This is a genomic window from Micromonospora maris AB-18-032 (assembly GCF_000204155.1).
GTDB classification, from domain to species: Bacteria; Actinomycetota; Actinomycetes; order Mycobacteriales; family Micromonosporaceae; genus Micromonospora; species Micromonospora gifhornensis.
Map to the genome: position 1 here is coordinate 4793774 of NC_015434.1, position 18994 is coordinate 4812767.

Annotated in this window: 18 protein-coding genes; 8 read left to right on the forward strand and 10 right to left on the reverse strand. The window is 71.7% G+C overall.

The genetic code is table 11. The features are described 5' to 3' along the window. The first annotated feature begins 13 nt into the window (after positions 1–13). From tkt to pgl, 6 genes are all read left to right on the forward strand, one after another. Positions 14–2152 (forward strand): transketolase, encoded by a 2139-nt coding sequence (tkt, locus tag VAB18032_RS21085; protein WP_013734943.1) that lies wholly within the window; start codon positions 14–16, stop codon positions 2150–2152. Positions 2153–2169: 17 nt separating this feature from the next. Continuing rightward, positions 2170–3327, forward strand: coding sequence for a transaldolase (gene tal / locus VAB18032_RS21090; protein WP_013734944.1), 1158 nt, complete (start codon positions 2170–2172; stop codon positions 3325–3327). A gap of 48 nt (positions 3328–3375) precedes the next feature. Further along, positions 3376–5004 carry a glucose-6-phosphate isomerase gene (locus VAB18032_RS21095; RefSeq protein WP_013734945.1) on the forward strand — a complete coding sequence of 543 codons (1629 nt, stop codon included), beginning with the start codon at positions 3376–3378 and terminating at the stop codon, positions 5002–5004. A gap of 97 nt (positions 5005–5101) precedes the next feature. Continuing rightward, entirely contained in the window at positions 5102–6616 is a 1515-nt protein-coding gene (gene zwf, locus VAB18032_RS21100; RefSeq protein WP_013734946.1) for a glucose-6-phosphate dehydrogenase, read from the forward strand. A gap of 31 nt (positions 6617–6647) precedes the next feature. Next, the gene (locus VAB18032_RS21105) at positions 6648–7664 is read left to right on the forward strand and encodes a glucose-6-phosphate dehydrogenase assembly protein OpcA (protein WP_013734947.1); all 1017 of its coding nucleotides are present in this window, start codon (positions 6648–6650) and stop codon (positions 7662–7664) included. A 60-nt stretch (positions 7665–7724) separates the two neighbouring features. Beyond that, on the forward strand, positions 7725–8489 hold the full coding sequence (gene pgl / locus VAB18032_RS21110) for a 6-phosphogluconolactonase (RefSeq protein WP_013734948.1): 765 nt from the start codon (positions 7725–7727) through the stop codon (positions 8487–8489). Between the two features lie 87 nt (positions 8490–8576). Here the strand turns inward: pgl and VAB18032_RS21115 are convergent, their stop codons facing one another. The 8 genes from VAB18032_RS21115 to rapZ all read right to left on the reverse strand — a co-directional run bounded on the left by VAB18032_RS21115 (position 8577) and on the right by rapZ (position 15668). Next, complete coding sequence (locus tag VAB18032_RS21115; protein WP_013734949.1) at positions 8577–8921, reverse strand: RNA polymerase-binding protein RbpA; 345 nt, start codon at positions 8919–8921, stop codon at positions 8577–8579. 137 nt (positions 8922–9058) lie between these two features. Beyond that, the gene (gene secG / locus VAB18032_RS21120; RefSeq protein WP_013734950.1) at positions 9059–9313 is read right to left on the reverse strand and encodes a preprotein translocase subunit SecG; all 255 of its coding nucleotides are present in this window, start codon (positions 9311–9313) and stop codon (positions 9059–9061) included. 95 nt (positions 9314–9408) lie between these two features. Then, on the reverse strand, positions 9409–10200 hold the full coding sequence (gene tpiA, locus VAB18032_RS21125) for a triose-phosphate isomerase (protein WP_013734951.1): 792 nt from the start codon (positions 10198–10200) through the stop codon (positions 9409–9411). After that, a complete protein-coding gene (locus VAB18032_RS21130) occupies positions 10200–11423 on the reverse strand; it encodes a phosphoglycerate kinase (protein WP_013734952.1) in 1224 nt (407 codons plus the stop codon). Before VAB18032_RS21130 ends, tpiA begins: the two co-directional genes overlap by 1 nt. Continuing rightward, the gene (gap, locus tag VAB18032_RS21135; RefSeq protein WP_013734953.1) at positions 11420–12424 is read right to left on the reverse strand and encodes a type I glyceraldehyde-3-phosphate dehydrogenase; all 1005 of its coding nucleotides are present in this window, start codon (positions 12422–12424) and stop codon (positions 11420–11422) included. Before gap ends, VAB18032_RS21130 begins: the two co-directional genes overlap by 4 nt. Before the next feature lie 323 nt (positions 12425–12747). After that, entirely contained in the window at positions 12748–13728 is a 981-nt protein-coding gene (whiA, locus tag VAB18032_RS21140) for a DNA-binding protein WhiA (RefSeq protein ID WP_013734954.1), read from the reverse strand. Positions 13729–13782: 54 nt separating this feature from the next. Further along, a complete protein-coding gene (locus VAB18032_RS21145) occupies positions 13783–14757 on the reverse strand; it encodes a gluconeogenesis factor YvcK family protein (protein WP_013734955.1) in 975 nt (324 codons plus the stop codon). Continuing rightward, positions 14754–15668, reverse strand: a complete 915-nt coding sequence (gene rapZ / locus VAB18032_RS21150; protein WP_013734956.1) for an RNase adapter RapZ — start codon at positions 15666–15668, stop codon at positions 14754–14756. The genes VAB18032_RS21145 and rapZ overlap by 4 nt, the downstream gene beginning before the upstream one ends. 252 nt (positions 15669–15920) lie before the next feature. Here rapZ and VAB18032_RS21155 point away from each other — a divergent pair, with 252 nt between their 5' ends. Next, on the forward strand, positions 15921–16565 hold the full coding sequence (locus tag VAB18032_RS21155; RefSeq protein WP_043721475.1) for a hypothetical protein: 645 nt from the start codon (positions 15921–15923) through the stop codon (positions 16563–16565). A gap of 51 nt (positions 16566–16616) precedes the next feature. Here VAB18032_RS21155 and VAB18032_RS21160 read toward each other — a convergent pair whose 3' ends face one another. Next, complete coding sequence (locus tag VAB18032_RS21160) at positions 16617–17435, reverse strand: TrmH family RNA methyltransferase (RefSeq protein WP_232510903.1); 819 nt, start codon at positions 17433–17435, stop codon at positions 16617–16619. Positions 17436–17620: 185 nt separating this feature from the next. After that, the gene (locus VAB18032_RS21165; protein ID WP_013734960.1) at positions 17621–18301 is read right to left on the reverse strand and encodes a hypothetical protein; all 681 of its coding nucleotides are present in this window, start codon (positions 18299–18301) and stop codon (positions 17621–17623) included. 180 nt (positions 18302–18481) lie between these two features. Between VAB18032_RS21165 and VAB18032_RS21170 the strand changes: the two genes are divergently transcribed. Continuing rightward, positions 18482–18976, forward strand: coding sequence for a GyrI-like domain-containing protein (locus VAB18032_RS21170; RefSeq protein WP_013734961.1), 495 nt, complete (start codon positions 18482–18484; stop codon positions 18974–18976). The last annotated feature ends 18 nt before the right edge of the window (positions 18977–18994 follow it).

The window sequence follows — 18994 nt, forward strand, 5'->3', positions numbered from 1 at the left end:
AGCACTAACCACCGTGGCTGCCAAACGACCCGAGCACCCCGCACTTGACTGGTCCGACCTCGACCGCCGTGCCGTGGACACCGTCCGCGTGCTGGCCATGGACGCCGTGGAGAAATCCGGCAACGGCCACCCCGGTACGGCGATGAGTCTCGCCCCCGCGGCATACCTGTTGTTCAACCGGGTCATGCGGCACAACCCGGCCGACCCGTCGTGGCCCGGTCGGGACCGCTTCGTGCTGTCCGCCGGCCACTCCAGCCTGACGCTGTACATCCAGCTCTTCCTGGCCGGCTACCCGCTCAGCCTGGACGACCTCAAGTCGCTGCGGCAGTGGGGCTCGCTCACCCCGGGCCACCCGGAGCACGGGCACACCCCGGGCGTGGAGACCACCACCGGCCCGCTCGGGCAGGGTCTGGGCAACGCCGTCGGCATGGCCATGGCGGCGCGCCGCGAGCGCGGCCTGTTCGACCCCGAGACCGAGCCGGGCGAGTCGGTGTTCGACCACCACATCTGGTGCATCGCCTCCGACGGTGACATCGAGGAGGGCATCAGCCACGAGGCCAGCGCCCTCGCCGGGCACCAGCAGCTGGGCAACCTCTGCGTGATCTACGACGACAACGAGATCTCGATCGAGGACGACACCCGCATCGCGATGAGCGAGGACGTGTCGGCCCGCTACGCGGCGTACGGCTGGCACGTGCAGACGGTCGACTGGCGGCGTGGCGACGCCGACCAGGGCGACTACCACGAGAACGTCGAGGAGCTGTACGCGGCGCTGCTGGCCGCCAGGGCGGAGACCGGCCGCCCGTCGTTCATCGCGCTGCGCACCATCATCGGCTGGCCGGCACCGAACAAGCAGAACACCGGCAAGATCCACGGCTCGGCGCTCGGCGCCGACGAGGTGGCCGCCACCAAGGAGATCCTCGGCTTCGACCCGGCCGGCTCGTTCGAGGTCACCGAGGAGGTGCTCGCCCACACCCGGGGTGCCCTGCGCCGCGGCGAGGCCGAGCAGCAGGAGTGGACGACCGCCTTCGGCGCCTGGTCCGAGGCCAACCCGCAGCGTCGCGCGCTCTACGACCGGCTGGCCGCGCGGGCCCTGCCGGAGGGCTGGACGGAGGCGCTGCCGGAGTTCCCGGCCGACGCCAAGGGCGTGGCCACCCGGGCCGCCTCCGGCAAGGTGCTGGGCGCCCTCGCCCCGGTGCTGCCCGAGCTGTGGGGTGGCTCCGCCGACCTGGCCGAGAGCAACAACACCACGATGAAGGGCGAGCCCTCCTTCGTACCGAGCCAGTACGCCACCAAGGAGTTCCCCGGCCACGAGTACGGCCGCACGCTGCACTTCGGCATCCGTGAGCACGCCATGGGCGCGATCCTCAACGGCATCGCCCTGCACGGCGGCACCCGCCCGTACGGCGGCACCTTCCTGGTGTTCAGCGACTACATGCGGCCCTCTGTGCGGCTGGCCGCGCTGATGAAGCTGCCGGTGGTCTACGTCTGGACGCACGACTCGATCGGTCTCGGCGAGGACGGCCCGACCCACCAGCCGGTGGAGCACCTGACCGCGCTGCGCGCCATCCCCGGCCTGGACGTGGTCCGCCCGGCCGACGCCAACGAGACGGCGTGGGCGTGGCGGCAGGCCTTGGAGCACACCGACCGGCCGACCGCGCTGGCGTTGAGCCGCCAGCCGCTGCCGACCCTGGACCGCTCCCAGCTGGCCGGCGCGGACGGCGTCGCCAAGGGCGGTTACGTGCTGGCCGAGGCGTCCAACGGCAAGCCGCAGGTGATCATCATCGGCACCGGCTCCGAGGTGCAGCTCTGCCTGACCGCCCGGGAGCGGCTGGAGGCCGACGGCACCCCCACCCGGGTGGTGTCGATGCCCTGCCAGGAGTGGTTCTTCGAGCAGGACGAGGCGTACCGGGAGTCGGTGCTGCCGCGCGGGGTAAAGGCCCGGGTGAGCGTGGAGGCGGGCATCGCGATGTCCTGGCGCGGGATCGTCGGCGACTGCGGCGAGAGCGTCAGCCTGGAGCACTACGGCGCCAGCGCCCCGCACTCGGTGCTGTTCGAGCAGTTCGGCTTCACCCCCGACCGGATTGTCGCCGCCGCGCACGCGGCGCTGACCCGCGTCGGGGACATCACCGGTTTCACCACCGGCAACTGAGGGGAGCGTTGGCGCACATGACGACCGACAGGCTTGGTGAGCTGTCCGCCGCGAAGGTGGCGGTCTGGCTCGACGACCTTTCCCGGGTACGACTGTCCTCCGGTGGGCTGGACCAGCTGCGCCGGGAGAAGCACGTGGTCGGGGTGACCACCAACCCGACGATCTTCGCCAAGGCGTTGAGCGACGCCGACACCTACGACGGGCAGCTGCGTGACCTGGCCGTGCGGGGCGTCGACGTCGAGGAGGCGGTCCGCATGCTCACCACGTACGACGTGCGGTGGGCCTGCGACGTGATGCGTCCGGCCTACGACGCCAGCGGCGGGGTCGACGGCCGGGTCTCCATCGAGGTGGACCCGCGGCTGGCCCACGAGGCGGAGCGCACCGTGGCCGAGGCCAAGGCGCTGTGGTGGCTGGTCGACCGGCCCAACCTGTTCATCAAGATCCCGGCGACCGAGGACGGCCTGCCGGCGATCACCGCCACCCTGGCCGAGGGGATCAGCGTCAACGTGACGCTGATCTTCGGCCTGGACCGCTACTCGCAGGTGATGGAGGCCTTCCTCGCCGGCCTGGAGCAGGCCAGGGCCAACGGCCACGACCTGTCCACAATCGCCTCGGTGGCCTCGTTCTTCGTCTCCCGGGTCGACACCGAGGTGGACAAGCGGCTGGAGAAGATCGGCTCGGACGAGGCCAAGGCGCTGCGCGGCAAGGCCGCCGTGGCCAACGCCCGGCTGGCGTACGAGCGTTACAGCGAGGTCTTCGGCAGCGACCGCTGGCAGGCCCTCGCCGATGCCGGGGCGCACCCGCAGCGCCCGCTGTGGGCCTCCACCTCGACGAAGAACCCGGACTACCGGGACGTCATCTACGTCGAGGAGCTGATCGCCCCCGGGACGGTCAACACCATGCCGGAGGCGGTCATCCACGCCTACGCTGAGCACGGCGAGACCCGCCCCGACACGGTCACCGACGCGTACGACGACGCCCGGCAGGCCTTCGAGCGGCTCGCCGCGGTCGGTGTCGACATGGCCGACGTGATCGAGACGCTGGAACGTGAGGGCGTGGAGAAGTTCGAAGCCAGCTGGCAGGAGCTGCTCGACGGCGTACGCAAGTCGTTGGTCGCCGCTGCCCAGGGCACCGGTCACCCGGGCGGCGCCGCGCAGGCCGGAGGATCTGCGTGACGGTTCGCCCCGGCGTCGCTCACGCCGCCGCCCGCGACGGGCGGCGGCGTGGGTGATCTGCTGGCCGCACCGGTCGAGGCCGCCGGCGGTCTCGCGGTGCACGGCGCGCGGGCGGTGGACGCCAGCGCGTCGGCGTCCACCCGGCAGGCGTTGGTCGACGCCGACGTACCGCGCCGGCTGCTCGCCAGGGATCCGACGCTGTGGGGTCCGGACGCGGTCGGCCGGCTCGGCTGGCTGGACGCCCACCGGCGGGGCCGCGAGCTGCTCCCCCAGCTCGCCGAGCTGACCGCGGAGCTGGCCGACCTGGATCACGTGGTGCTCGCCGGCCCGGGCGGCCCCTCGCTCGCGGCGCAGGTCGTCGCCCGGACCACCGGTCGGGCGCTGACCGTGCTCGACACCACCGACCCCGGTCGGGTACGCGCCACGCTGGCCGACCGGCTGGCCCGCACCGTCGTGGTGCTGGCCGGCAGCACGCCGGAGGTCGACTGTCTCCGGCGCGCCTACCGGCAGGCGTTCCTCGACTCGGGGATGACCGAGTCGGAGGTGGGGCGGCACTTCGTCGTGGTCACCGATCCGGGCTCGCCGCTGGCGGCGGTCGCCGCCGAACTGGGCGCGATCATCGTGCCCGCCGATCCCGAGGTCGACGGCGGCTTCACGGCGCTGACCGCGTACGCCCTGGTCCCCTGCGCGCTCGCCGGGGTCGCGGTGGCCGACCTGCTCGACCAGGCCGAGGCGTTCGCGGCCACACTGGACAGTGCCGACGCGAACCCGGGCCTGGCGCTCGGTGCCGCGCTGGCCACCGCCGCCACGACCGGACGCGACACGGTCGTCCTGGTCGACGACGGCACCGGCGTCGAAGGGCTGGGCGACTGGGTCGAGCAGGTGCTCGCCGAGTCCACCGGCAAGGACGGGCTCGGTCTCCTGCCGGTGGTGGTCGAGTCACCGGCCAGCCCTCACCTGACCGGCCCGGACCGGCTCACCGTCAGCTACGGCGGCGCGCTCGCCGCAGGTGACCTGCCGGCTCTCGGCGTCACCCCCGACATCGCGGTCAACGGCCCGCTCGGCGCCCACTTCCTGGCCTGGCAGTACGCCACCGCCCTGGCCGCCGACGTGCTCGGGGTGGATCCGTTCGACCGGCCGGACGTGTCCGCGGCCGACGAGCACACCGCCGCCGTCCTGGCGCACCGTCCGTCGGCGTCGACACCGTCGTCGGTCGAGGACACGATCGAGGTGTACGCCCCGGCGGGCACACCGGCGGACCTGACCGGCGCGCTCCGGCACCTGCTGACCGGGTTGGACGACCGCGGCTACCTGGCGGTCACGGCCTACCTCGACCGGCACGCCGACGCCGACGCGGCCCGGCTGCGCCCGCTGCTGGCGCAGCTCACCGCCCGGCCGGTCACCTTCGGTTGGGGGCCACGCCACCGGCACGCCACCGGCCAGTACCACAACGGTGGCCCACGGTTGGGTAGCTTTCTTCAGATAACCGGTACGGTCGATGTTGATCTGCCGGTGCCCGGCGAGCCGTACTCCTTCGGGGAGCTGCAGGCGGCGCAAGCCGCCGGCGACCGGCAGGCCCTGGCCGGTCACGAGCGCCCGCTGTTACGGCTGCACCTGACCGACCGGTCGGCGGGCCTGGCCCAACTGCTCGACGCGGTCGGGTCGCTGCGGGCATGACGATGAACGATGTGGACGACCAGGATCGGGAAGGCACCGTGAGCGCGAGGAGTGAGCCGATCCTGCGAGCCCCGCAGTCGCGAACAGAGGAGACAGAGTGAACCCGCTGCGCGACCCGCAGGACCGGCGACTGCCCCGGATCCCGGAGCCCTGTGCTCTGGTGATCTTCGGGGTGACCGGCGACCTGGCCCAGAAGAAGCTGATCCCGGCGGTCTACGACCTGGCCAACCGAGGGCTGTTGCCGCCCGGATTCGTGGTCGTCGGGTTCGCCCGGCGGGACTGGGCCGACGGTGACTTCGCGACGCTGGCCCGGGAGGCGGCCAAGGCACACTCGCGCACACCGTGGCGCGAGGAGGTCTGGTCGCGGCTGGAACACAACATCAAGTTCGTCGGCGGCTCGTTCGACGACGACGCCGCCTTCGACCGGCTCACCGAGTGCCTGAACGGCCTGCGCGACAGCCACGGCATCCACGGCAACGTGGCGTTCTACTTCTCCATCCCACCGGCCGCGTTCCCGGTGGTGCTCAAGCAGTTGGCCCGCACCGGCATGGCCGACAACGACAAGTGCGGCGGCTGGCGTCGGGTGGTGGTGGAGAAACCGTTCGGGCACGACCTGCCGTCGGCGAAGGCCCTCAACGACCTGGTGGACGACGTGTTCACCCGACGCGACGTGTTCCGCATCGACCACTACCTGGGCAAGGAGACCGTCCAGAACATCCTCGCCCTGCGCTTCGCCAACAGCCTCTTCGAGCCGTTGTGGAACTCGCAGTACGTCGACTCGGTGCAGATCACCATGGCCGAGGACGTCGGCATCGGCTCCCGGGCCGGCTTCTACGACTCCGTCGGCACCGCCCGCGACGTGCTGCAGAACCACCTGCTGCAACTGCTCGCCCTGGTCGCCATGGAGGAGCCGACCAGCTTCGACGCCGACGAGATCCGGGCCGAGAAGCTCAAGGTGCTCAAGGCCATCACCCTGCCCAAGGACGTCAGCCAGGGCACCGTACGCGGGCAGTACCTGCCCGGCTGGGTCGGCGGCCAGCGCGCCAAGGGCTACCTGGAGGAGGACGGCGTCCCGCCGACCTCGACCACGGAGACGTACGTGGCGGTGCGGCTGGGCATCCAGAACCGCCGCTGGGCCGAGGTGCCGTTCTACATCCGGGCCGGCAAGCGCCTGCCCCGGCGGGTGACCGAGGTCGCGGTGATGTTCAAGCGGGCACCGCACCTGCCGTTCAACTCCACCGACATGGAGATGCTCGGCAACAACCAGCTGGTCATCCGGGTCCAGCCGGACGAGGGCGTGGTGCTCAAGTTCGGGTCCAAGGTGCCCGGCACCACGATGGAGGTCCGCGACATCGCGATGGACTTCCAGTACGGCGAGGCGTTCACCGAGTCCAGTCCGGAGGCGTACGAGCGGCTCGTGCTGGACGTGCTGATCGGCGACCGGACGCTGTTCCCGGACGCCGCCGAGGTCGAGCAGAGCTGGGCCGTGGTGGACCCGCTGGAACACGCCTGGGAGGGCACGAAGCCCGAGCCCTACCGGGCCGGCGAGTGGGGTCCCCGCGCCGCCGACACGATGCTGGCCCGCGAAGGCCGGGCCTGGCGGCGGGCGTGACCGGGCACCACGAGCGAACCTGGAGGCTCCGTTGATCGGACTGTGGGACACCACCGGCAACGAGGTGGTCAAGGCACTCGCCGCCGAGCGGCGCAGCGCCGGTGGGGTGGCCAGCGGCATGGCGCTGACCCTGATCGTGGTGGTCGACGAGAAGCGGGTACGCGACGCGGAGGCGGCAGCCACCATCGCCGCCGCCGCGCACCCGTGCCGGCTGCTGGTGGTCGTCCGCTCCGATCTGGAACGCGACCGCAGCCGGCTCGACGCGGAGATCGTCGTCGGCGGGCGGCTGGGCCCCTGCGAGGCGGTCGTCATGCGGATGTACGGCCGGCTGGCGTTGCACGCCGAGTCGGTGGTGATGCCGCTGCTGGTGCCGGACGTGCCGGTGGTGACCTGGTGGCACGGCGAGCCGCCGATGGAGATCGCCACCGACTTCCTCGGCGTGGTCGCCGACCGGCGGATCACCGACTCGGCCCAGGCCGCCGACCCGATCGAGGCGCTGCGGCAACGTGCCCGCGACTACGCGCCCGGCGACACCGACCTCGCCTGGACCCGGATCACCCCGTGGCGGGCCGTGGTGGCGGGTGCGTTCGACACCACCGAGGCGCAGCTGACCGACGCGGCGGTGGTCGCGCCGCCGAGCGACCCGACGGCTGCGCTGATGCGCGGCTGGTTGCGCAGCCGGTTGGGCATCAAGCCCCGCTGGGAGCGGACCAAGGAGTTCCCCCGGATGCGTGAGGTGCAGCTGCGCTGCGCCAACAGCGACGAGCTGACGCTGACCCGGGACGACAACGTGGCCATCTTCCGGCGTACCGGCCAGGAGGACCGGATCCTGCCGCTGGTCCGTCGGCCGCTCGGCGACGAGTTGGCAGAGGAGCTGCGCCGGCTCGGCCCCGACCAGGTGTACGCGGAGGCGCTGGGTGCCTTCGCCGGACTGACCACCCTCGACCGTCGCCCCGGCCAGCGGGTGCACGTCTGGAAGGACCCGGCCACCGCCGAGCGGGCCGAGGCCGGTGTCACCGCGCACACGTCGACAAGCGCTCAACCCTGACCGATCCCACCCCGGGGTACGGCACGACACCGACCGCTGTGACGGTCGTGGAAGGACACCATGAGTGAGGCGAGTGTCGCCGTACACGCCGATGCCGATCTGCTGGCACAGGCGGTGGCGGCGCGGTTGGTGGTGAAGCTGCTCGACGCGCAGGCCGAGCGCGGGCAGGCCGCGGTGGTGCTCACCGGCGGTCGAATCGCCGCCGCCGTCTACCGGGCCGTCGGCGCCCTACCGGCGAAGGACGCGGTGGACTGGTCCCGGGTCGACTTCTGGTGGGGTGACGAACGGTTCCTGCCCGCCGGTGACCCGGAGCGCAACGAGACCCAGGCCCGCGCGGCGCTGCTCGACGCGTTGCCGGTCGCGCCGGAGCGGATCCACCCGATGCCGCCCTCCGACGCCGGTCTCGACCCGGAGGAGGCCGCCGCACAGTACGCGGCCGAGCTGGCCCGGGCCGCCCGGCCCGGCACCGCCCTGCTCCCCCACTTCGACGTGCTGATGCTCGGCGTCGGCGAGGACGGGCACGTCGCCTCGGTCTTCCCCGAGCACCCGGTGCACTACGAGAGCCGCCCGGTCAGCGCGGTGCGAGGCAGCCCGAAGCCGCCGCCGGTGCGGATCACCCTCACCCTGCCGACGATCAACACGGCCGAGGAGGTGTGGCTGGTCGCCGGTGGCGCCGACAAGGCGCACGCGGTGGGCATGGCCCTGGCCGGTGCCGGCCCGGTGCAGATCCCCGCAGCCGGGGTGCAGGGCACCAGCCGCACCCTGTGGCTGCTGGACCGCGCCGCCGCAGCCACCGTCCCCGCCCGCTTCCGCAGCCTGCGGTGAAAGGAAGGGCCCCTTATTAACGCCTCGCGTAGTAAAGGGGCCCCCTCCTATCATCGGCCTGGCGGGGCGGTGACGCGCAGGCGGGGCTCAGCGCTCGCCGCGCCGGTGACGTAGGGCGGCGAGGGCCTCGGCGAGGATGGCCTCCCCCTCGGCGTCGGTACGCCGCTCCTTCACGTACGCCAGGTGGGTCTTGTAGGGCTCGGCCCGGACCCGGCCGGGCGGGTCCTGCGCGTCGGGGCCGGCCGGGAGCCCACAGCGGGGGCAGTCCCACAGCTCCGGGGTCGCCGCGTCGGCGGCGATGCGGATGTCGGTGCGGTGCCCGTTGCGGCACCAGAAGCTGACCGACCGGCACGGCACCGGCCGGTGGCGTTCGGGGTGGCGTGGCGGCGCCGACCCGACTCGGGCGCCCCGGATGACATTGCCGTTCGACACGGCGCTCGCTCCTGTCGTCGGAGGGGACCGCCGTCTAGGGGTGGACGGCGGGCGACGCGGTGCAGCGGGTGAAACGGACTGCGCGCGGCCCGTCGGACGACGGACCGCGCGCAGATTGTACGACTGGCGGCGCCTGATCAGACGCCCACCTGCAGCCGCAGCCAGAGCCCGAGCCCGACGATGCAGGCGAACCAGACGATGCCCACCAGGACGGTGTAGCGGTCTAGGTTCTTCTCAGCCACTGACGAACCGGCCAGGCTGGAGCTGACGCCACCGCCGAACATGCTGGACAACCCACCACCCTTGCCCCGGTGCAGCAGAATCAGCAGGACGAGCATGAAGCTCGTGATGACCAGCAACACGATCAACGTGTAGGCGAACCAGATCGGCATGGCGGGGGTCAGTCCTCTCGTTACGATCCTCGCCCGGGCAGTTCGGGCACGGCGGCACCGACCGACGGACGGGCGGAGTCAAGGATAGCGAGCGATCAGCCGGTGATGTGCTCCGGGAACCGGCAGATCTTCGCGAACTCCTCGGCGTCGAGGCTGGCACCGCCAACCAGGGCGCCGTCCACGTCCGGCTGGGCCATGATCGACGCGACGTTCGAGGACTTCACCGAGCCACCGTAGAGGACCCGTACCTGGTCCGCGGTGGCCTGGTCGAAGGTCTCGGCGAGCCGGGTACGCAGCGCGCCGCAGACCTCCTGGGCGTCCTCCGGGGTGGCCGTCTTGCCGGTGCCGATCGCCCAGACCGGCTCGTAGGCCACCACAACCTTGGTCACCTGCTCGGCGGAGAGCCCCTTGAGCGCCGCGTCGAGCTGCTCGGTGCAGTGCGCGACCTGCCCGCCCTGCTCCCGGACGTCGAGCCCCTCCCCCACGCAGAGGATCGGGGTGAGCCCGTTGGCCAGCGCGGCCTGCACCTTGGCGCCCACCAGCGCGTCGTCCTCGCGATGGTACTCCCGCCGCTCGGAGTGCCCGACCACCACGTACGTGCAGCCGAGCTTGGCCAGCATCGACCCGGCGACCTCGCCGGTGTAGGCGCCCGAGGCGTGCGCGGAGAGGTCCTGCGCCCCGTAGCCGATCAGCAGCTTGTCGCCCTCCACGACGGTCTGCACCGTCCGCAGGTCGGTGAACGGCGGCAGGACCACCGTCTCCACCTCGGTGAGCTGCTTCTCGGTGAGGCTGGCCGCCAGCTTCTGCACCAGCAGGTTGGCCTCGAGGTGGTTGAGGTTCATCTTCCAGTTGCCGGCCATCAGGGGCCGGCGGGGAGCGCTCGCCATCAGTTCTCCAGGGCCGCGATGCCGGGGAGGGTCTTGCCCTCCAGGTACTCCAGGGAGGCGCCGCCGCCGGTGGAGATGTGTCCGAAGGACTTCTCGTCCAGGCCCAGGGCTCGTACCGCGGCGGCCGAGTCACCGCCACCGACGACGCTGAACGCGTCGGACTCGGCGATCGCCTCGGCGACACCCCGGGTGCCGTTGGCGAACGCCGCCATCTCGAACACGCCCATCGGGCCGTTCCAGAAGATCGTCCGCGCGTTCGGCGTACCGCTGGCCGACGAGCCGCGCAGCGCGGCGGCGAAGCCGGCCACCGTCTCCGGCCCGATGTCCAGGCCGACCCGGTGGCTGGGGATGCCGTCGGCCGGGACCACGTCGTGCGCGGCGTCCGGGGCGAAGGCGTCCGCGGCCACCACGTCGACCGGGAGCATGATCTTGCCCTCGGAGCGCTCCAGCAGGTTGCGGCAGGTCTCGACCATCTCCTTCTCCAGCAGCGAGGTGCCCACCTCGTGGCCCTGCGCCTTGAGGAAGGTGAAGCACATGCCGCCGCCGATGAGCAGCCGGTCGACCGTGGGCAGCAGCGCCTCGATCACCGCGAGCTTGTCGGAGACCTTGGAACCACCGAGCACCACGACGTACGGCCGCTCCGGGTTGCCGGTGAGCGTGGAGAGCACCTCCACCTCGCGCAGCACCAGGCGACCGGCGACGTGCGGCAGCCGCGCCGGCACGTCGTAGACGCTGGCGTGCTTGCGGTGCACCGCGCCGAAGGCGTCGTCGACGTACGCGTCACCGAACGCGGCCAGCTGGTCGGCGAACGCACCCCGCTCGGCGTCGTCCTTACTGGTCTCCCCCTTGTTGAACCGGAGGTTCTCCAGCAGCGCGACCTCGCCGTCGGCCAGCGCCGCCACGGTCGCCTGAGCGGACTCGCCGACCGTGTCGGTGGCGAAGTGCACCGGGGCACCGAGCAGCTCACCCAGCCGCCCGGCGACCGGGCTGAGGCTGAACTGCGGGTCCGGACTGCCCTTCGGCCGGCCCAGGTGCGAGCAGACGACCACCTTGGCGCCGGCCTCGGTGAGCGCACCCAGGGTCGGCAGGACGGCCCGGATGCGGCCGTCGTCGGTGATGGCACCGGTCTGCTTGTCGAGCGGGACGTTCAGGTCGGCGCGCACCAGCACGCGCCGACCCGACACCCCCTCGGCGAGCAGATCGTCGAGGGTACGGATGCTCACAGCGACTGACCGACCAGCTTGACGAGGTCGACGAGGCGGTTGGAGTAGCCCCACTCGTTGTCGTACCAGCCGACGACCTTGACCTGGTTGCCGATGACCTTGGTCAGCGGCGCGTCGAAGATGCACGACGCCGGGTCGGTGACGATGTCGGCGGAGACGATCGGGTCCTCGTTGTAGCTGAGGATGCCCCGCAGCGGACCCTCGGCGGCGGCCTTGAGCGCGGCGTTGACCTCGTCCACCGTGGTCTCCCGGCCGACGGTGACGGTGAGGTCGGTGGCCGAGCCGGTGGGGATCGGCACCCGCAGCGCGTACCCGTCGAGCTTGCCCTTGAGGTCCGGCAGCACCAGGCCGATGGCCTTGGCCGCACCGGTCGAGGTCGGCACGATGTTCAGCGCGGCGGCGCGGGCCCGACGCAGGTCGGAGTGCGGCGCGTCCTGCAGGTTCTGGTCCTGGGTGTACGCGTGGATGGTGGTCATCAGACCACGCTCGATGCCGAACGTGTCGTGCAGCACCTTGGCCATCGGCGCGAGGCAGTTGGTGGTGCAGGAGGCGTTCGAGATGATGTTGTGCTTGGCCGGGTCGTACGAGCCCTCGTTGACGCCCATCACGACCGTGACGTCCTCGTTCTTGGCCGGCGCCGAGATGATGACCTTCTTGGCCCCGCCGTCGAGGTGCGCCTTGGCCTTGTTGGCGTCGGTGAAGAAGCCGGTCGACTCGATGACGACGTCGACGTTCAGGTCACCCCACGGCAGGGCGGCCGGGTCACGCTCGGCGTACGCCTTGATGGTCTTGCCACCGACGGTGATCTCGTCGGCGGTCGCCTTCACCTCGTGCGGGAGGCGGCCCAGGATGCTGTCGTACTTGACAAGGTGGGCCAGCGTGGCGTTGTCGGTGAGGTCGTTGACGGCAACGACCTCCACGTCAGCGCCGGACGCCAGCACTGCCCGGAAGAAGTTACGGCCGATTCGGCCGAAGCCGTTGATGCCAACCCGGATGGTCACAGGTCCCATCTCCTCGCGTTCTGGTCCGCCGGCGTGGAGACCCTCGGCCGGCGAAGTGATGTGCGCCGACCGTTGGAGCCGGCCGTTGACGATTCATCTCGGCCACCCCGCCGCGGTCCGAGGGACCTGACCGCCCGAGGCGGTGGGTACGGCGGGTGCGCCGGTTCCGGCCCCCTTGCCGTACGCAAGCGACCCTATCCGAGCGCGTCGAGCCGCGCTGCGTCGGGTGGTTGCCCACCTACGCCACACGGGACGTCACACCGCGCCGACAGGGCGCGCCGGCGAACACCGGCCCGCCCACGCCGGACGACCCCACCGTCCTATCAGACCACGAGCATGTCGGGCGTGACGGCCGCTTCGGTATCCGGGATGCCCAGGTCGCGCGCCCGTTTGTCGGCGAGCGCCAGCAACCGGCGGATCCGCCCGGCGATGGCGTCCTTGGTCAGCGGCGGGTCGGCCAACGCGCCCAACTCCTCCAGGGACGCCTGCCGGTGCTCCAGCCGCAGCCGACCCGCCGAGGTCAGGTGCTCCGGCGCGTCGTCGGCGAGGATCTCCAGGGCCCGGGTGACCCGGGCCGCCGCGGCCACCGCGGCCCGCGCCGAGCGGCGCAGGTTGGCGTCGTCGAAGTTGGCCAGCCGGTTGGCGGTGGCGCGTACCTCCCGGCGGACCCGACGCTCCTCCCAGGCCAGCACGCTGGCGTGGGCGCCGATGCGGGTGAGCAGCGCGGCGATCGCGTCGCCGTCCTTGACCACCACCCGGTCCACCCCGCGCACCTCGCGGTTCTTCGCGGTGATGCCGATCCGGCGGGCCGCGCCGACCAGCGCCAACGCCGACTCCGGCCCCGGGCAGGTGATCTCCAGGGCGCTGGAGCGGCCCGGCTCGGTCAGCGACCCGTGCGCCATGAACGCGCCCCGCCAGGCGGAGACCGCGCAGCAGACGTTGGCGGCGACCACGTGCGGTGGCAGTCCCCGCACCGGTCGACCCCGCACGTCCAGCAGACCGGTCTGCCGGGCCAGCGCCTCGCCGTCCTTGACCACCCGGACGATGAAGTGGCTGCCCTTGCGCAGCCCGCCGGAGGCCAACACATGAATTTCACTCGGGTAGCCGTAGACCTCGGCGATCTCCCGGCGCAGCCGGCGGGCCACCGCGCCGGTGTCCAGTTCCGCCTCCACCACCACCCGCCCGGAGACGATGTGCAGCCCACCGGCGAACCGCAGCAGCGCGGCCATCTCCGCCCGCCGGCAGCAGGGCTTGGGCACGTCGACCCGACTCAGCTCGTCCTTGACCGCAGCCGTCATCGCCATTGTGCGTCCCCTCACGGACCGGTTCCGGCGTGTCGCCGGAGATTACGTACGTGTCTAACGATCGGCGCCCAGTACGGGCACCAGCGCGGCGGCCAACGCGGCCGGATCATGGCGGGGAGTGCCGTCGTCGACCGCTACCGGGGCGAGGACGAGTCGGGCCCCGAGCGATTCTGCCGCACGGTCGACCGGGGCGGGATCACCGACCGCCTTGGAATCGGCGATCACGTAGTCGACAGTCAACTCCGGCAGATACCACCGCAGCGCCGCGAGGTGGTCGGCCACGGACAGACCGAGCGTCTCCTGCTCGGCGGCGAGGTTGAGGGTGACCAGCCGGCGAGCGGAACTGGCCAGGATCGCCGCGGCCAGCTGCGGTACCAGCAGGTGCGGCAGGACGCTTGTGTACCAGCTGCCCGGCCCGAAGATCAACCAGTCGGCCGCACCGATCGCCGCGACCGCCTCCGGACAGGCCTCCGGGGCCTGCGGGGTGATCCGCAGCGACTCCACCCGACCGGTACTGACCGCGACCTGGTGCTGGCCGCGTACGGTGCGGACCTCGTCGGGGCGATCCGGGTCCGTGCCGCGTACCCGCGCCTCGATGTCGACCGGCTCGCAGGACATCGGCAGCACCCGGCCGACCGCACCCAACATCGCCCCGGCGTGTTCCAGCGCGGCCACCGGGTCGCCCAGCAACTCCATCAGGCCGGAGATCACCAGATTGCCCACCGCGTGACCGGCGAGCGCGTCAGGTCGGCCACCGTCGGTGGCCACCGCGGCGAAGCGGTGCTGGAACAGCCCGGCGCTGCGTCGGGTGGCCGGGTGGTCACCGGCCAGCGCGACCAACGCCTGCCGCAGGTCACCCGGGGGCAGCCCACCCCGCTCGGCGCGCAGCCGCCCACTGGAACCGCCGTCGTCACCGACGGTCACCACCGCGGTGATGTCCAGATCCAGTTCGGGTGCGCAACGACGTAACGCCCGCAGCGCGGCGGACAGGCCGTGCCCGCCACCGAAGCTCACCACCCGGATCGTCATTCCCGCCCCAGGTCGCGGTGCTGCGCGTTGGCGGCCAGGCCGGCACGACGCAACCGGGCGGCCAACTCCTCGGCGATGGCCACGCTGCGGTGCTTGCCGCCGGTGCAACCCACCGCGACGGTCAGGTACCGCTTGCCCTCCCGCTCGAAGCCGGCGGTGGTGGCGCCCACGAGATCGGCGTACGCCGAGACGAAGGTGTCCGCACCCTCCTGCCCCAGCACGTACGCGCTGACCGCCTCCTCGCGGCCGGTGTGCTCCCGCAGTTCCGGCACCCAGTACGGGTTGGGCAGGAACCGGGCGTCGAGCACGAAATCGGCATCCGGCGGCAGGCCGTACTTGAAGCCGAAGGAGATCACCGTTACCCGCAGCTTGCGGGCATCCTCCCCGCCGAACAGTTCCTCGATGCGCCGACGCAGCTGGTTGACGTTGAGGTGGCTGGTGTCGATGATCACGTCGGCCTGGTCGCGGGCCTCCTCCAGCAGGCCCCGCTCGACCGCGATGCCGTCGGCGAGCCGCCCGTCGCCCTGCAACGGGTGGGAACGACGCACGCTCTCGAAACGGCGGATCAACACCTCGTCGTCGGCGTCGACGAAGACCACCCGGGGCGCGTACCCGCGCTCCTTGAGCTCCCGGATCGCCTCGGCCAGGTCCGTGGAGAAGGCCCGGGACCGCACGTCCAACACCATCGCGGTACGTCGGGCCGCCCCGCCGGCCTTCACCGCCAGCTCGGCCATGTCCAGCAGCAACGCCTGCGGCAGGTTGTCCACGACGTAGAAGCCGACGTTCTCCAGGGCTCGGGCGACGGTGCTGCGCCCACCACCGGACAGACCGGTGACCACGACAAGCGTGGTGTCCGTCTCCGCCGCCCCGGTGCCGCCGACGTGATGACCGTTCGTGTGCGCCTCGCCCACCCGTCAACCCCCAAGCTGTGGCGCTCCGGTCAGGCCGACCGGGCATGGTCAAAGCGACTCTAGTGCGGCCTGCCGGAGCGTTGCCACCGACGCCCCGAGGCTCCCCCGCCAGCCCGATCGCGCCGGTCAACCCGGCTGTCGATCACCTACCCACCTGCATGTCGGCGGACTGCCCGCCGCCATTGTCGACCAACCCCCGGCCTTGTCGGCTGACTGACGGCGCGCGGCGGGCGACGGCGTTATCCTCCGGCCATGGGCAGACACGGAGCGCGACTGCGCTGGGTGGTGGCCCTCGTCTCGGTCACCGTCGCGGTACTGGCCACGATCGACCACGCGCGGCAACGCGAACGTGAGCACAACGCCGGCCCTGACGCGGTCACCGTCACCGTCGAGGCGATGCTGCCGCAGCCGGACCAGGTGGCCGACCTGGTCAGCGCGTACGGCTGGCGCAACGGCTCCGCCCCGGTCGGGGACCCCGACAACCAGTCCGTGCTGCTGCGGTTGCGGTGGTCCGGCCCGGGCCAGCCCGGCACCTATCAGGTGATCCTGCTGGACAACCGGCTCGACCCGCCCCGGGTGGTGCCCCCGAGCGGTGGCTGGGACGCCGCCGGCAGCACCGGGTTCAACTGGGCCGACTCGTACGAGACACTCGCCGCACGGTACGACTTCCTCGCCGGTGCCGTCTCCCGCCCGGAGTCGAGCGACTCGCTGCGTACCCCGGACAACCTCGGCGCGGTCAGCACCCGTGCGGTGGCCGAGGGCGACCTGGTGGCCCTGTTCCGGATGGGCCCCGCCGCCACTCCCCTCACCGACCCCGCCGATCTGCTGGTCGCCGTCTGCTACGTCGACCCCACCGGCACCCCCCGCTGGGCCAAACCCGTCCCCGTGCCTTCCTGAGCCGGTCAGCAGCAGTGGAGAGCCTTGCGGCGATTCGCGGCGACCAGTGCGCTAGCGTCGGGCGGCAGCAGTCCGCTGCCGTGCCGATTCGTACAGCACGACGGTCGCGGCGGTCGCCGCGTTCAGTGAGCTGGCTGCCCCGGACATCGGGATCCGGACAACCTGGTCGCAGGCCTCACGCCAGCCGGAGCTGAGACCGGTGGTCTCATTGCCGATCACGATCAGCGTTGGTTGCCTGAAGTCGTAATCGGCGACATCCAGCGCGCCCAGCTCATCGGTTCCCACGACGTTCATGCCGATGCCGCCCGCACGGACGTCGACGCCCCAGGACAGCACGGCCTGACGGGCGGGCACCCGAACCACTGGCAGAGCGAACAGCGAGCCGGTGCTCGCCCGGACTGCCTTCGGGTCGTACACGTCGGCGGCGTGGCCGGTGATGATGACGCCGGAGGCGCCGAAGGCGTCTGCGGACCGGACGAGGGTCCCGATGTTGCCGGGGCTGGTCGGCCGATCGAACACGACCGTGAGCATGGTCGGTCCGGTCGGGATACGGCACAGGTCGTCCTCCGGCAGCGCGACCACGGCCAGCAGCTCCGGTACGTCGTCCGCCTTACCTCCCAGCTCGTGCATCAGTTCACGGGAGACGGCGATCTTCTCGGCCCGGACCTTTTCCAGCAGGTCGCGTGCCCAGCCGGACAGCGCAACGCTTGTGTTGTACAGCAGCTCTCGGATCTGCCAACCGTGTTCGACGGCCATGGCAATCGGACGCACGCCCTGCACGAGGAATTCGCCGCGACGTTGCCGCTTGGTCCGATTGTGCAGGAGAGCCTCCCACTGCTGGAATCGCGCGTTGCGACCACTCACCCGCAGAACCACCCTTGTCCCCGCCTCCGTCGTGCATCACCCGTGCCACGCCTGGCACGCCTACCCGGCATTGTCGTCGGTGCCTACCCCGTCCAGATCGGGGGTGTCCTGTCCAAGGCCCCGACGGATCGCGATCTCCACGGGTGAGTAGGCGCCGTCGGCCCGCTCCAATTCGTACGGCGCGGCCGGCATCAGCGGCGGCTGGGCCATGAAGCGCGGCCGTGTCCCGTGGTGCGGTTGCGCCGCGTGCACCAGGAACGGATGGCACAGAAAGACGTCGCCCGGGGACCCGGTGGCGAGGGCGAGTGGCCGGTGGCTGGATGCCGCCACCAGGTCGGGCGCAAGTTCCAGCCCGCTCGCCCCGTCCTCCCCGTACTTTCCAGCACCCTCGGCACGTCGAGGTGTGAGCCGACCCGGATCCGGGTCGGGGCGTCCTCCTCACCGACCTCGCTGAACAGGAACAGCATCAGCAGCGCCCGGCCACGGGAACGCACATTCGTGAAGTACCAGCTCTCGCCCTCCGGCAGATAGCTGCCCTCGATGTGCCAGCCCGCGTCGTTCGGCTCCTCTTCGTGCGGGAAGCGCAGCGGGAACGTGCCCAGCGAGTAGCGCGGCTCCCAGCGTCCCGCGCCGACCAGCAGGTCGTACGCGTGATGGAGGAACGGGGAATTGGGGGCGGCGGCGAACGGCCCCTGCGCCATGCCCTCCACCCAGTGCACGGGCTGTCTCCACGTCGCTGGGTCGTCCGGGTCGCAGCCCGTCTCTCGCCACAGCAGCCGCGCACAGTCCGCAGCCACCCGCGGCGCGACGGCACCAGCCAACTTGACGAAGCCGTCGCGAAGAAAGCGGGACACCAGTGTTGTGTCATCCATGGCCCCATCATGCGGCGACATCGATCCCGCTCACCCGACACTTCCCGCGCGGCTTCCATCGGGTGGGTCGCAGCAGCGCTGCCGCACGATCGGATCGGAGGAACGACGATCAGCCGCGACCGGTACGCCGTCGATCACCCCCAGCTCAGGTTCCGCCTACCTGTCGAAGGAAGCGAACACATGGACACTCGCATCGTCGACCATCCCGCGTTCCGGCTCGTGGGGCACGCTGCTCGCGTTCCGCTGACCCACCGGGGTATCAACCCGTACATCCAGCAGCACATCGCCGCGCTGCCGGCCGAGGAGCACCTGCGCTTGAAGGCACTCGGCAACGCTGACCCGAGCGGCCTGCTCGCGGTCAGCGACGACCTCGACGCCGACTACGGCGAGGGCAGCGAGCTGACCTACCTGCATGGGGTCGCCGTGTCCCCGAGCACGCCGATCCCGGGCGGCCTCGACATCATCGAGGTCCCGGCCGGTACCTGGGTGGTCATCCGGACGGCGGGGCCGCATCCGCAGACCCTTCAGAATGCCTGGGCCACGGCCGCAGCCGAATGGTTTCCCTTCAATCCGTGGCGGCTGCGGCGAGGCCCGGAGATCGTCGCGGTGCCCGATCCGGCGAACGATTTCAGCACCGCGACCTGCGAGCTCTGGCTGCCCATCGAACCGGCGTAGCGGCCCGGCGAGCAGCTG

What these genes read in the sequence shown, in the direction of transcription:
- VAB18032_RS21165 (WP_013734960.1), bottom strand. Translation starts at nt 18,301, where the DNA reads ATGGATGACACAACACTGGTGTCCCGCTTTCTTCGCGACGGCTTCGTC.
- VAB18032_RS21155 (WP_043721475.1), top strand. Translation starts at nt 15,921, where the DNA reads ATGGGCAGACACGGAGCGCGACTGCGCTGGGTGGTGGCCCTCGTCTCG.
- whiA (WP_013734954.1), bottom strand. Translation starts at nt 13,728, where the DNA reads ATGGCGATGACGGCTGCGGTCAAGGACGAGCTGAGTCGGGTCGACGTG.
- pgl (WP_013734948.1), top strand. Translation starts at nt 7,725, where the DNA reads ATGAGTGAGGCGAGTGTCGCCGTACACGCCGATGCCGATCTGCTGGCA.
- tal (WP_013734944.1), top strand. Translation starts at nt 2,170, where the DNA reads ATGACGACCGACAGGCTTGGTGAGCTGTCCGCCGCGAAGGTGGCGGTC.
- VAB18032_RS21145 (WP_013734955.1), bottom strand. Translation starts at nt 14,757, where the DNA reads ATGACGATCCGGGTGGTGAGCTTCGGTGGCGGGCACGGCCTGTCCGCC.
- secG (WP_013734950.1), bottom strand. Translation starts at nt 9,313, where the DNA reads ATGCCGATCTGGTTCGCCTACACGTTGATCGTGTTGCTGGTCATCACG.
- VAB18032_RS21170 (WP_013734961.1), top strand. Translation starts at nt 18,482, where the DNA reads ATGGACACTCGCATCGTCGACCATCCCGCGTTCCGGCTCGTGGGGCAC.
- tpiA (WP_013734951.1), bottom strand. Translation starts at nt 10,200, where the DNA reads ATGGCGAGCGCTCCCCGCCGGCCCCTGATGGCCGGCAACTGGAAGATG.